Source organism: Streptomyces sp. NPDC001606, assembly GCF_053596835.1.
This window is the reverse complement of sequence record NZ_JBSFHC010000007.1, coordinates 132,101-144,794: the sequence shown is the minus strand read 5'-3', so window position 1 is coordinate 144,794 and position 12,694 is coordinate 132,101. Positions and strand designations below refer to the sequence as shown.

Genomic DNA, 12,694 nt, shown 5'->3' with positions numbered 1-12,694 from the left:
TCCACGAACTCACGAGGAGGTGAGCTCGATGGCGAGTATCAAGGACGTCGCCGCCGCGGCCGGTGTGTCCGTCGCGACGGTCTCGCGCGTCCTGAACGAGCACCCGTCGGTCAGCGCGGACGCACGCACGCGCGTGCTGGCCGCCGTGCAGGCCCTGGGGTACCGGCCGAACGGCGTCGCCCGGTCTCTGCGCACGGACCAGACCCATACGCTCGGACTGGTGATCAGCGACGTGCTGAATCCTTACTTCACCGAGCTGGCCCGCTCCGTCGAGGAGGAGGCCCGCGCCCTCGGGTACAGCGTGATCATCGGAAACGCCGACGAGCGGCCGGACCTCCAGGACCACCACGTACGCAACCTCCTCGACCGGCGGATCGACGGACTGCTCGTCTCCCCCACCGACGGGGGCTCGCCACTGATGCTGGACGCCGCGCGCGCCGGCACCCCGATGGTCTTCGTGGACCGGTGGATCCCCGGCGTGGAGGTCCCCGTCGTACGGGCCGACGGGCAGGCGGCCGTACGGGACCTCGTGGCGCATCTGCACGGGCTCGGGCACCGGCGGCTGGCGATCATCGCCGGGCCGGCGGCCACCACCACCGGCAGCGAGCGTGTCGAGGCGTTCCGGGAGGCCATGGCCGCGTACGGACTGGCCCTGCCCGACGCCTACATCGGGCAGGGGGACTTCCAGGCCGAGAGCGGGCGGCGGGTGACGGAGGGGTTCCTGGACCTGGCCGAGCCGCCGGAGGTCGTCTTCGCCGCCGACAACCTCATGGCGCTCGGCGCGCTCGACGCCGTACGCGCGCGCGGGCTGCGGGTGCCGGACGACATCGCGCTGGCCGCCTTCGACGACATCCCGTGGTTCGTGCACACCGATCCGCCGGTCACCGCGATCGCCCAGCCCACCGGTGAGCTGGGGCGGGCCGCCGTACGGGCCCTGGTCGACCGGATCGAGGGGCGTACCCCCCGGTCCGTCACGCTGCCCGCCCGGCTCGTCGTACGCCGCTCGTGCGGCGAACCATCCGGCCGTACCACCGGCAAGAACCCCGTGACAGACAGGAGCCAGTCGTGAGCGACCCGGACGAGTTGCTGCGCATCGAGGGCATCCGCAAGGCCTTCCCCGGCGTGGTCGCGCTCGACGGCGTCGACTTCTCCCTGCGCCGGGGCGAGGTCCATGTGCTGCTCGGTGAGAACGGCGCCGGCAAGAGCACCCTGATCAAGATGCTCTCCGGGGCCTACACACCCGACGAGGGGCGGATCCTGGCGGGCGGCCGGGAGGTGCGCATCCATGGCGCGCAGGACGCCGAGCGGCTCGGCATCGCCACCATCTACCAGGAGTTCAACCTCGTTCCCGATCTGACCGTCGCCGAGAACATCTTCCTCGGGCGGCAGCCGCGCCGGTTCGGGATGATCGACCGGAAGCGGATGGAGGCCGACGCCGAGGCCCTCCTGGCCCGCGTCGGGGTGAACGTGTCGCCCCGCGCGCGCGTGCGGGAACTCGGCATCGCGCGGCTCCAGATGGTCGAGATCGCCAAGGCGCTCAGCCTGGACGCGCGGGTGCTCATCATGGACGAGCCGACCGCCGTCCTCACCTCGGAGGAGGTGGAGAAGCTCTTCGCCATCGTGCGCTCGCTGCGCGCGGACGGCGTGGGGATCGTCTTCATCACCCATCACCTGGAGGAGATCGCCGCCCTGGGGGACCGGGTCACCGTCATCCGGGACGGCAGGAGCGTCGGGCAGGTGCCCGCCTCCACCCCCGAGGACGAACTCGTACGGCTGATGGTGGGACGGTCCATCGAGCAGCAGTACCCGCGGCAGCGGGCCGAGCGGGGTGCCCCGCTGCTGAGCGTGGAAGGGCTCGGCCGCGACGGCGTCTTCCACGACGTCGGCTTCGAGGTGCACGCCGGTGAGGTGGTCGGCATCGCGGGGCTCGTCGGAGCCGGGCGGACCGAGGTCGTACGGGCGGTGTTCGGTGCCGATCCGTACGACAGGGGTGTCGTCCGGGTCGCCGGGGCGCAGCTCAGGCGGCATGACGTGAACGCCGCCATGGCGGCCGGGATCGGGCTCGTCCCGGAGGACCGCAAGGGTCAGGGGCTGGTCCTGGACGCCTCCGTGGAGGAGAACCTGGGGCTTGTCACCCTGAGGTCCGCGACCCGGGCGGGGCTGGTGGACCGGGCGGCGCAGCGCACGGCGGCCGAGCGGATCGCGGCGCAGCTCGGGGTGCGGATGGCGGGCCTCGGGCAGCAGGTGCGGACCCTGTCCGGCGGCAACCAGCAGAAGGTCGTCATCGGCAAGTGGCTGCTCGCCGACACCAGGGTGCTGATCCTCGACGAGCCGACGCGCGGTATCGACGTCGGCGCGAAGGTCGAGATCTACCAGCTGATCAACGAGCTGACGGCCGCCGGTGCCGCCGTACTGATGATCTCCAGCGATCTGCCGGAGGTGCTCGGCATGAGCGACCGGGTCCTGGTGATGGCGCAGGGCCGGATCGCCGGCGAGCTGTCGGCCGAGGAAGCCACGCAGGACGCGGTGATGTCCCTCGCCGTCAGCACACCCAGCACGGAAACCACTACCGAACGGGAGGCCACCCGTGGCCACTGACACGCTCAAGAGCACGACGGGCGCGGGTGGCGCCCCGGGGGCCCTGCGCCGGCTGCTCCTCGACAACGGCGCGCTCACCGCGCTGATCGTCCTCGTCATCGCGCTGTCGGCGCTGTCCGGGGACTTCCTGACCACCGACAACCTGCTCAACATCGGTGTCCAGGCCGCCGTCACGGCGATCCTCGCCTTCGGTGTCACCTTTGTGATCGTCTCGGCCGGCATCGATCTGTCGGTGGGCTCGGTGGCCGCGCTGTCGGCGACCGTGCTGGCGTGGAGCGCCAGCCGGCACGGGGTGCCGGTCCCGGTGGCGGTCCTGCTCGGGATCGCGACGGGTGTGGTGGCCGGTCTGGTGAACGGTTTCCTCACCGCGTACGGCAAGCTGCCGCCGTTCATCGCGACGCTCGCGATGCTGTCGGTGGCCCGCGGTCTGTCCCTGGTGATCTCGCAGGGCTCCCCCATCGCCCTGCCCGGCTCGGTCTCGCACCTCGGTGACACCCTCGGCGGCTGGCTGCCGGTGCCCGTGCTGGTCATGGTGGTGATGGGGCTGATCTCGGCGCTGGTGCTGGGGCGGACGTACATCGGACGCTCGATGTACGCGATCGGCGGCAACGAGGAGGCCGCGCGGCTGTCCGGTCTGCGGGTGCGCCGGCAGAAGCTCGCCATCTACGCGCTGTCCGGCCTGTTCGCCGCCGTCGCCGGTGTCGTCCTCGCCGCCCGGCTGTCCTCGGCCCAGCCGCAGGCCGCCGACGGCTACGAGCTGGACGCCATCGCCGCGGTCGTCATCGGCGGTGCCTCGCTGGCCGGCGGCACCGGCAAGGCCTCCGGCACGCTGATCGGCGCGCTGATCCTGGCGGTGCTGCGCAACGGCCTCAACCTGCTCGACGTCTCGGCGTTCTGGCAGCAGGTCGTGATCGGTGTCGTCATCGCGCTGGCGGTGCTGCTGGACACGGTCCGCCGCAAGGCGGGCGCGGCGCCGGTGACCACCGGCGGTGGTGGCGGCAGCAAGGGCCGGCAGGCGGCGACGTACGGGCTCGCGGCCGTGGTGACCGTGGCGGTGGTCGGGGCGACCTCGTTCCTGCACAGCGGTTCGCCGGCGTCGGCCACACCGCGGCTGGGGCTGTCGCTGTCCACCCTCAACAACCCGTTCTTCGTGCAGATCCGGGCGGGCGCGCAGGCCGAGGCCGGGAAGCTGGGCGTCGACCTGACCGTGACCGACGCCCAGAACGACGCCTCGCAGCAGGCCAACCAGCTCCAGAACTTCACCAGTTCGGGCCTGGGCGCGATCATCGTCAACCCCGTCGACTCGGACGCGGCGAGCAACTCGGTCAAGGCCGCGGGCAGAGCGGACATCCCGGTCGTCGCCGTCGACCGGGGCGTCAACAAGGCGTCCGTGGACACGCTGGTGGCCTCCGACAACGTGGCCGGCGGTGAGCTGGCGGCCCGGACGATCGCCGAGAAGCTGGGCGGCAAGGGCAGGATCGTGATCCTCCAGGGCCAGGCGGGCACCTCGGCGGCCCGGGAGCGGGCGGCGGGATTCGCCGCCGGGCTGAAGGCCTACCCGGGCATCCGGGTGCTGGCCGAACAGCCCGCCGACTTCGACCGCACCAAGGGGCTGGACGTGATGTCGAACCTGCTCCAGGCCCACCCGGACGTGCAGGGCGTCATCGCCGCCAACGACGAGATGGCCCTCGGCGCGATCAAGGCGCTCGGCGCCAAGGCCGGCCGGTCGGTGCAGGTGGTCGGATTCGACGGCACCCCGGACGGGCTGACGGCGGTCAAGGACGGCACGCTGTACGCGTCGGTCGCCCAGCAGCCGTCCCAGCTGGGCCGGATCGCCGTGGACAACGCGCTGAAGGCGGTCCAGGGCAAGAAGGTGCAGCCGATGGTGAAGGTGCCGGTGAAGGTGGTCACGAAGGACAACGTGGCCGGTTTCACCGGATGACCCGGCGGACATAGCCGGTCACGGGGACGGGCGGACGGCCGTACACGCTGGTGGCGGCCGTCCGCTCGCAGTCATCTCTCAGGGGAGTCAACTGATGTACGACTACGACCTGCTGGTCGTGGGCTCGGCCAACGCCGACCTGGTGATCGATGTCGAGCGGCGGCCGGGCCCCGGCGAGACCGTGCTCGGCGGTGACCTCGCCGTGCACCCGGGCGGCAAGGGCGCCAACCAGGCGGTCGCGGCCGCCCGGCTCGGCGCGGGTACGGCGCTGCTGGCCCGGGTCGGCGACGACGGCCACGGCCGGCTGCTGCTCGACTCGCTGCGCTCGGCCGGGGTCGACACGGTGGGCGTGCTGGTGGGCGGGGCCCCGACGGGCGTCGCGCTGATCACCGTCGACCCGTCCGGGGACAACAGCATCGTGGTGTCCCCGGGTGCCAACTCCCGGCTGACGCCCGGGGACGTACGGGCGGCCGGGAGCCTGTTCCATGCCGCGCGCGTGGTGTCGGCGCAGCTGGAGATCCCGCTGGAGACGGTGGTGGAGGTGGTGCGGAACCTGTCGCCGGACAGCCGCTTCGTGCTGAACCCCTCGCCACCGCGCGCGGTGCCCGCCGAGGTGCTGGCGGCCTGCGACCCGCTGATCGTCAACGAGCACGAGGCGCGGGTGATCCTCGGCGACGCCCCGGCCGGGGAGGACCCCGCGGACTGGGCGCGGCTGCTGCTGGCGAAGGGCCCGCGCTCGGTGGTGGTGACGCTGGGCGCCGAGGGGGCGCTGGTGTGCGACGGCTCCGGGGTGACCCGGGTGCCGTCGGTGACGGTGGACGCGGTGGACACCACGGGGGCGGGCGACGCCTTCACGGCGGCGCTGGCCTGGAAGCTGGGCGCCGGTGCCACGCTCGCCGAGGCGGCGGCCTACGCGGCCCGGGTGGGGGCGGTGGCGGTGACCCGGCGGGGCGCGCAGGAGTCGTACCCGACGGCCGTGGAGGTCGAGGGTCTGGCCGCGGAGGTCGGGGCGCGGTGAGGAAGGGGGGCATCCTCAACCGCCATCTGGCCGGTGCGCTGGCCGAGTTGGGGCACGGGCACGGGGTGCTGGTGTGCGATGCGGGCATGCCGGTCCCGGACGGCCCGCGCGTCGTCGACCTCGCCTTCCGCGCCGGGGTCCCGTCCTTCGCCGAGGTCCTGGACGGGTTGCTGGCCGAGCTGGTCGTGGAGGGAGCCACGGCGGCGCGGGAGATACGGGCGGCCAATCCGGCGGCGGCAGCCCTGCTGACCGGCCGCTTCCCCGAGCTGGCCCTGGTCCCGCACGAACGTCTGAAGGAACTGTCGGCGCAGGCCCGGCTGGTGGTCCGCACGGGCGAGGCGCGGCCGTACGCGAATGTGCTGCTGCGGTGCGGGGTGTTTTTCTGAGGGGTTGGAGTGCGGCCGGTCCGGGGCCGTGCGCCCTTCGGCGAACCGGCCGTGAGGCTCCGCCACGTCCGCGGCGTGGGCCGTACCGGCAGGCGCGGCCGGGCCGCCCGGCGCATCCGGCCTCGGGCGTACGGACTAGCCCTTCGCCCGCGGCACCCCCGTCGCCCCCCGCACCATCAACTCCCCCCGCACCGAGGCGATTCCGCCGGGCGGGGGTTCCTCGCGGCCCATCGCGATGCGGCCCGCCCGGGCGCCCGCCTCCGCCAGGGGCAGCCGCACCGTCGTCAGGGACGGCACCGCGTCGATGCTGAACGGCAGGTCGTCGAAGCCGGCCACCGAGACGTCGTCCGGGATCCGCAGCCCGGAGTCGCGCAGTGCCGCGCACGCGCCCAGCGCGACGGAGTCGTTCGCGGCGACGATCGCGGTCAGGGAGGGGTCGCGGCGCAGCAGCTCCAGCGTGGCCTCGTAGCCGGACCGGCGGTCGTAGCGGCCGTGCACCGTCCAGCGCGGGTCCTCCTCGACGCCCGCGGCGGCCAGGGCGTCGCGGTGGCCCTCCAGGCGGTGCCGGGTCGTGGTGCGCTCCTCCGGGCCGGCGATGTAGCCGAGGCGGCGGTGGCCGAGGCGGATGAGGTGGTCGGTGAGGGCGCGGGCGCCGCCGCGGTTGTCGAAGGTGAGGGCGACGGCCTCGGTGTCCGGCACCGGCGGGCGCCCGCACAGCACCACCCGGGTCCCGGCGTCCGCCAGCTTGCGCACCTTCGCCGCGACCGCCGCCGCGTGCGAGGCGTCCTCGACGGCACCGCCGGTCAGCACCACCGCGGCGGCCCGCTGGCGTTGCAGCAGGGTCAGATAGGTCAGCTCGCGCTCCGGGGAGCCGCCGGTGTTGCAGACGACCGCGAGCCGCTCGCCGCCCGCGCGGCCGCCCCCGACGCCCCCGATCTCGCCCTGGATGGCGCTCGCCATGATCCCGAAGAAGGGGTCGGCGATGTCGTTGACGAGGATGCCGACCAGGTCGGAGGTGGCGGCCGCGAGGGCGCTGGCGGGGCCGTTGAGGACGTAGTCCAGTTCGTCCACGGCCCGCAGCACGCGGTCGCGGGTGGCGGCGGCCACCGGGTAGTTGCCGTTCAGCACGCGCGACACCGTCGCGGGCGAGACCTGGGCGCGGGCCGCCACGTCCGCCAGGGTCACCGTCATCGTCGTCCTCCGGTCGCGCATATGTCGTACGCCCTCGTAGACAGCCAGGCGCTGCTCCTGGTTCCGAGCAGATCTTCCAGCAGACCTTAAGGCCATGACCCCGCGTTGTTCGCCCCCTCGAACAACTCGAAGGGGACACGGTCTTGTAGAGACCGTGTCCAGGGGCTAGCTTCGGGGAGTATAGAAAGCGCTTGCTGCATGCCGTACTGCGGTACCGGCTCGCCGAAGGGAACTGACGTGACACGCAAGACGGTGCGGATCGCCATGAACGGCGTGACCGGGCGCATGGGCTACCGCCAGCACCTCGTCCGGTCCATCCTGGCCCTGCGCGAGCAGGGCGGCCTCGATCTCGGCGACGGCACCGTGCTGTGGCCCGAGCCCATCCTGCTCGGCCGCCGCGAGCAGGCCCTGCGGGACATCGCCGACCGGCACGGCCTGGAGCACCTCTCGACCGACCTGGACGCGGTCCTCGCCGACGACACCGTCGACATCTACTTCGACGCACAGGTCACCGCCGCCCGCGAAGCGGCGATCAGGAAGGCCGTCGCGGCCGGCAAGCACATCTACACCGAGAAGCCGACGGCGACCGGGCTGGCGGGCGCGCTGGAACTCGCCCGCCTGGCGCGGCAGAAGGGCATCAAGCACGGCGTGGTGCAGGACAAGATCTTCCTGCCGGGCCTGCTGAAGCTGAAGCGGCTGATCGACGGCGGCTTCTTCGGCCGCATCCTCTCCGTCCGGGGCGAGTTCGGCTACTGGGTCTTCGAGGGCGACTGGCAGGCCGCCCAGCGCCCCTCCTGGAACTACCGCGCCGAGGACGGCGGCGGCATCGTCGTCGACATGTTCCCGCACTGGGAATACGTGCTGCACGAGCTGTTCGGCCGCGTGACGTCCGTACAGGCGCTGGCCACCACGCACATCCCGCAGCGCTGGGACGAGCAGGGCAAGCCGTACGACGCCACCGCCGACGACGCCGCCTACGGCATCTTCGAGCTGGAGGGCGGCGCCGTCGCCCAGATCAACTCCTCCTGGGCGGTCCGCGTCCACCGCGACGAACTGGTCGAGTTCCAGGTCGACGGCACCGAGGGCTCGGCGGTGGCCGGTCTGCGCACCTGCCGCGTCCAGCACCGCTCCGCGACCCCCAAGCCGGTCTGGAACCCGGACATCCCGGCCACCGAGGTCTTCCGCGACCAGTGGCAGGAGGTCCCCGACAACCAGGAGTTCGACAACGGGTTCAAGGCGCAGTGGGAGCTGTTCCTGAAGCATGTTTACGCCGACACCCCGTACCACTGGGACCTGCTGGCCGGCGCCCGCGGCGTGCAGCTCGCCGAGCTGGGGCTGAAGTCCTCCGCGGAGGGCCGTCGTATCGACGTACCGGAGATCTCGCTGTGACCATCCGACTGCCCGCCCCCGACGGCACCCTGCGCACCTACGAACCCCGCGCCGAGCCCCTGCCGACCGCGCCCGGCGCCCCCTTCACCTCCCGTACGGTCTTCGCCGCGGCCCATGTCGTCGCCGACCCCCGGGCGGACGTCTCGCCCGACTCCCCGGCCGCCGTCGACTGGGACGTGACCCTCGCCTTCCGCCGCCATCTGTGGTCCCACGGACTCGGCGTCGCCGAGGCGATGGACACCGCCCAGCGCGGGATGGGCCTGGACTGGGCGGGCGCCGCCGAGCTGATCCGGCGCAGCGCCGCCGAGGCGAAGGCGGTCGGCGGCCGGATCGCCTGCGGCGTCGGCACCGACCAGCTCACCGCCGGCACCCTCCCCGAGATCCGCGCGGCCTACGAGGAGCAGCTGGCCGTCGTGGAGGAGGCGGGCGCCCAGCCGATCCTGATGGCCTCCCGCGCCCTGGCCGCAGCCGCTTCCCGCCCCCAGGACTACCTCGACCTCTACGGCCACCTCCTGCGCCAGTCCGCGCAGCCGGTGGTCCTGCACTGGCTGGGCCCGATGTTCGACCCGGCCCTGGAGGGCTACTGGGGCTCGGCGGACCTGGACGCGGCCACCGGCACCTTCCTGGAGGTGATCGCCGCCCACCCCGACAAGGTCGACGGCGTCAAGATCTCCCTGCTGGACGCGGAGCGCGAGATCGACCTGCGCCGCCGTCTGCCGCACGGCGTCCGCTGCTACACCGGCGACGACTTCCACTACCCCGAGCTGATCGCGGGCGACGGCCACGGCTTCAGCCACGCCCTGCTGGGCGTCTTCGACCCGCTCGGGCCGCTCGCGGCCGAGGCGGTACGGGTGCTGGACACCGGCGACGTGGCGGGCTTCCGCGCCCTCCTGGACCCCACGGTCGCACTCTCCCGCCACCTCTTCCAGGCCCCGACCCGCTTCTACAAGACCGGCGTGGTGTTCCTCGCCTGGCTCGCGGGCCACCAGGAACACTTCACCATGGTGGGCGGCCTCCAGTCGGCCCGCTCCCTGCCGCACCTCACCCGCGCCTACGAACTCGCCGACACACTGGGCCTGTTCCCGGACCCGAAGCTGGCCGAGGAGCGGATGAAGACCCTGCTCGCCCTGTACGGAGTGGCCCAGTGACCGGTCTCGAACGCTTCTCCATCAACCAGATGACGGTGAAGCAGCTGTCCCTGCCCGAACTGGCCGACGCCTGCAACGCATCGGGCGTCACCCAGGTCGGCCTGTGGCGCGAGCCGGTCCGGTCGTACGGCCTGGAGGCGGCGGCCAAGCTGGTCCGTGAGGCGGGCCTGACGGTGACGACCCTGTGCCGCGGCGGCTTCTTCACCCAGATCGACCCGGAGGCTCGGGCCGCGGCCCTGGCCGACAACCGGCGGGCGATCGAGGAGGCGGCGACCCTCGGCACCGACACCCTGGTCCTGGTCTCCGGCGGCCTGCCCGCGGGCTCCCGGGACCTGCCCGGCGCGCGCGAGCGCGTCGCCGACGCCCTCGCCGAACTGGGCCCGTACGCCGAGCAGTACGGCGTACGCCTCGCCCTCGAGGTGCTGCACCCGATGTACGCCGCCGACCGCTGCGTGGTCTCCACCCTGGCCCAGGCCCTGGACCTCGCGGAACGCTTCCCGGCCCGGCAGGTGGGCGTGGCGGTGGACACGTACCACGTCTGGTGGGACGACACGGCCCCCGCCCAGATCGCCCGGGCCGGCGCCGGCGGCCGTATCCACGCCTTCCAGCTCGCCGACTGGACCACCCCGTTGCCCGAGGGCGTGCTCAACGGCCGGGGCCAGCTCGGCGACGGCTCGATCGACCTGCGGCAGTGGCGGGGCCACGTGGAGGCCGCCGGCTTCACCGGCCCGATCGAGGTCGAACTCTTCAACGACGCGCTGTGGGCCCGGGACGGCCGCGAGGTCCTGGCGGAGACGGCGGAGCGGTTCCTGCGGTACGCGGGCGAGTGACGCCGAGGTGTCGGCCGGCGTCGCGCATCCCCGGCCCCAGGCGGGGTACCTTCCATGACCATGAAGCTGGCCTTCTCCACTCTCGGCGTGCCCGGTCTGCCCGTTCCGGAGGTCCTGGGGCTCGCCGCCACGCACGGCTATCACGGCGTCGAACTGCGCGCCCACCCCGAGGAGCCGGTCCATCCGGGGCTCTCCCCCGCCGCCCGGGCCGAGACCGCGGCCCTGTTCCGCGGTGCCGGGGTGGAGCTGCTGGGGGTCGCCGGATACGCGCGGGTCGCCGCGCCCGGCGAGGACGGCCCGGTGCTGGACGAGATCTCGCAGCTGCTCCGGCTGGCCCATGACCTCGGCGCGCCCTTCGTCCGGGTCTTCCCCGGCGCCGACCCCGGCCACCCCCGGGAGGAGTCCGACGCGATCGCCGCGCGGCGGCTCGGCACCGCCGCCGAGGACGCCGCCGCGCTCGGCGTCCGGATCCTGCTGGAGACGCACGACTCGCACCGCACCGGCGCGGAGGCGATCCGGGTGCTCGGGCCGGTCGGGCACCGGCAGGTGGGCGCGCTGTGGGACGTGATGCACAGCTGGCTGGGCGGCGAGCAGCCGGCCGAGACGTATGCGGCGCTCGCCCCGCACCTGGGCTATGTCCAGGTCAAGGACATCGCCTCGGCCGAGGACACGACTCCGCTGCCGCTCGGCGCGGGGGTGCTGCCGCTGGCCGAGTGCGTGGACGTGCTGTCCCGGCAGGGGTGGGACGGGTGGCTGTGCTGGGAGTACGAGAAGCGGTGGTACGAAGGTGCCGCCCCGCTCGGCGGGCTGCTGCGGGCGGGGCGTGAGCACCTGGCACGGCTGCTGGCCGAGGCGGCCTGAACGGTTGCCGCAGAGCGCCGCACACCTCGTTCCGCACTGAGCTACCGCAGCGCGCCGAATGCCTCATGGAATCCCGGGAAGGTTTTGCGGACGCAGCCGGGGTCGTCGTACGACAGGCCGGGGGTGTGCAGGGCGGTCACCGCGAAGGACATCACGATGCGGTGGTCGCCGAAGGTCTTGATGGGGGTGCCGGGCGCGGGCGTGCCGGGCCGGATCTCGATCCAGTCGGAGCCGGTGGACACGGGGACGCCGAGGCGCCGCAGGTTCTCCGCGCAGGCCTCCAGGCGGTCGCACTCCTTCACCCGGGTGTTGCCGACGTCCTCGATGCGGACGGGGCCGTCGGCGAACGGCGCGATCGCGGCCAGGGTCGGCATGGTGTCGGAGATGTCGCGCATGTTCACGGTGAGGCCGCGCAGTGTGCCGGTGCCGCGGACGGTCGTGCGGTCCTCGGCCACCGTGACCTGCGCGCCCATCCGGCGCAGTACGTCGACGAAGCGCAGGTCGCCCTGGAGGGCGCCGGCGCCGAGGCCGGGCACGGTCACCTCGCGGCCCGGGGTGACGGCCGCCGCGGCGAAGAAGTAGCCGGCGGTGGAGGCGTCCGGCTCGATGGCGTAGGTGGTGGCCCGGTAGCCGCCGGGCGGGACGTCGTACACGTCCCCGTCGCGTACGACGTCCACGCCGAACGCCCGCATCATCGCCAGCGTGATCTCCACGTACGGCGCCGACACCAGGTCGGTGACCCGGATGCGCAGGCCGCGGCGGGTCAGCGGGCCGAGCAGCAGCAGCGCGGTCAGGTACTGGGAGGACAGCCCCGCGTCCAGCGTGACCTCGCCGCCCTCGACCCCGGCCGCCCGGACGGTGAGCGGATGGTGGCCCTCGGCCTCCTCGTGCCGCAGGTCGACGCCCAGGTCGCGCAGGGCGCGGGTGAGCGGGCCGAGGGGGCGGCGGCGCATCTGCGGGGAGGCGTCGAAGCGGTAGGTGCCGTGTCCGGTGGCGGCCAGGGCGGGCAGGAAGCGGGCGGTGGTGGCGCCGTCCCGGCAGTACACCTCGGCCTCGGCACGGGCAGGCCCGGTGGGACGGCCGTCCACCTGCCAGGCGTCCGGGGTACGGCCCACCCGGTAGCCGAGCCGGGTCAGGCCCTCGGCGAAGCCCTCGGTGTCGTCGGAGCGCAGCGGCCGGACCAGGGTGCTGACGCCGTCGGCGGCGGCCGCGAGGAAGAGGGCGCGGGCGGTGATGGACTTGGAACCGGGGATGTCGACTGGGGGCATGGCGGAATCATGGCCGGTCGGTCCGGCACCCGGTGCCGCGTTCCAGGGGCTGGACCGGTTCCG

At 73.4% G+C, this 12,694-nt stretch carries 11 protein-coding genes; 9 read left to right on the top strand and 2 right to left on the bottom strand.

Features of this window, described 5'->3' with window-relative positions; all coding sequences use genetic code 11:
* Nucleotides 1-28: 28 nt before the first annotated feature.
* The 5 genes from ACWCV9_RS15925 (at nt 29) to rbsD (ending at nt 5,944) form a co-directional block, all read left to right on the top strand.
* Nucleotides 29-1,069: a LacI family DNA-binding transcriptional regulator gene (locus ACWCV9_RS15925; protein ID WP_450787112.1), complete on the top strand. Its 1,041-nt coding sequence runs from the start codon at nt 29-31 to the stop codon at nt 1,067-1,069.
* Nucleotides 1,066-2,598, top strand: a complete 1,533-nt coding sequence (locus tag ACWCV9_RS15920) for a sugar ABC transporter ATP-binding protein (RefSeq protein ID WP_450787110.1) — start codon at nt 1,066-1,068, stop codon at nt 2,596-2,598. Before ACWCV9_RS15925 ends, ACWCV9_RS15920 begins: the two co-directional genes overlap by 4 nt.
* Nucleotides 2,588-4,540 (top strand): ABC transporter permease/substrate-binding protein, encoded by a 1,953-nt coding sequence (locus tag ACWCV9_RS15915; protein ID WP_450787108.1) that lies wholly within the window; start codon nt 2,588-2,590, stop codon nt 4,538-4,540. Before ACWCV9_RS15920 ends, ACWCV9_RS15915 begins: the two co-directional genes overlap by 11 nt.
* Before the next feature lie 94 nt (nt 4,541-4,634).
* Entirely contained in the window at nt 4,635-5,558 is a 924-nt protein-coding gene (locus tag ACWCV9_RS15910) for a ribokinase (protein WP_450787106.1), read from the top strand.
* Nucleotides 5,555-5,944, top strand: a complete 390-nt coding sequence (rbsD, locus tag ACWCV9_RS15905) for a D-ribose pyranase (protein ID WP_450787104.1) — start codon at nt 5,555-5,557, stop codon at nt 5,942-5,944. The genes ACWCV9_RS15910 and rbsD overlap by 4 nt, the downstream gene beginning before the upstream one ends.
* Nucleotides 5,945-6,079: 135 nt before the next feature.
* On the opposite strand, the gene ACWCV9_RS15900 is transcribed toward rbsD, so the two are convergent.
* On the bottom strand, nt 6,080-7,135 hold the full coding sequence (locus tag ACWCV9_RS15900; RefSeq protein ID WP_450787102.1) for a LacI family DNA-binding transcriptional regulator: 1,056 nt from the start codon (nt 7,133-7,135) through the stop codon (nt 6,080-6,082).
* 237 nt (nt 7,136-7,372) lie between these two features.
* Here ACWCV9_RS15900 and ACWCV9_RS15895 point away from each other — a divergent pair, with 237 nt between their 5' ends.
* Genes ACWCV9_RS15895 through ACWCV9_RS15880 form a run of 4 tightly spaced genes read left to right on the top strand, consistent with a single transcriptional unit; the run spans nt 7,373 to nt 11,363 of the window.
* A complete protein-coding gene (locus ACWCV9_RS15895; RefSeq protein WP_450787100.1) occupies nt 7,373-8,524 on the top strand; it encodes a Gfo/Idh/MocA family protein in 1,152 nt (383 codons plus the stop codon).
* Entirely contained in the window at nt 8,521-9,672 is a 1,152-nt protein-coding gene (locus tag ACWCV9_RS15890; protein ID WP_450787098.1) for a dihydrodipicolinate synthase family protein, read from the top strand. Before ACWCV9_RS15895 ends, ACWCV9_RS15890 begins: the two co-directional genes overlap by 4 nt.
* Nucleotides 9,669-10,502: a sugar phosphate isomerase/epimerase family protein gene (locus tag ACWCV9_RS15885; RefSeq protein ID WP_450787096.1), complete on the top strand. Its 834-nt coding sequence runs from the start codon at nt 9,669-9,671 to the stop codon at nt 10,500-10,502. Before ACWCV9_RS15890 ends, ACWCV9_RS15885 begins: the two co-directional genes overlap by 4 nt.
* Nucleotides 10,503-10,562: 60 nt before the next feature.
* Nucleotides 10,563-11,363 (top strand): sugar phosphate isomerase/epimerase family protein, encoded by an 801-nt coding sequence (locus ACWCV9_RS15880; RefSeq protein WP_450787363.1) that lies wholly within the window; start codon nt 10,563-10,565, stop codon nt 11,361-11,363.
* Between the two features lie 41 nt (nt 11,364-11,404).
* Here the strand turns inward: ACWCV9_RS15880 and aroA are convergent, their stop codons facing one another.
* Nucleotides 11,405-12,631 carry a 3-phosphoshikimate 1-carboxyvinyltransferase gene (aroA, locus tag ACWCV9_RS15875; RefSeq protein ID WP_450787094.1) on the bottom strand — a complete coding sequence of 409 codons (1,227 nt, stop codon included), beginning with the start codon at nt 12,629-12,631 and terminating at the stop codon, nt 11,405-11,407.
* Nucleotides 12,632-12,694 lie beyond the last annotated feature (63 nt).

Bases quoted from the DNA above. Each gene is read 5' to 3' on its own strand.
- ACWCV9_RS15910 (WP_450787106.1), top strand. From the start codon at position 4,635: ATGTACGACTACGACCTGCTGGTCGTGGGCTCGGCCAACGCCGACCTG.
- ACWCV9_RS15880 (WP_450787363.1), top strand. From the start codon at position 10,563: ATGAAGCTGGCCTTCTCCACTCTCGGCGTGCCCGGTCTGCCCGTTCCG.
- ACWCV9_RS15925 (WP_450787112.1), top strand. From the start codon at position 29: ATGGCGAGTATCAAGGACGTCGCCGCCGCGGCCGGTGTGTCCGTCGCG.
- aroA (WP_450787094.1), bottom strand. From the start codon at position 12,631: ATGCCCCCAGTCGACATCCCCGGTTCCAAGTCCATCACCGCCCGCGCC.
- ACWCV9_RS15900 (WP_450787102.1), bottom strand. From the start codon at position 7,135: ATGACGGTGACCCTGGCGGACGTGGCGGCCCGCGCCCAGGTCTCGCCC.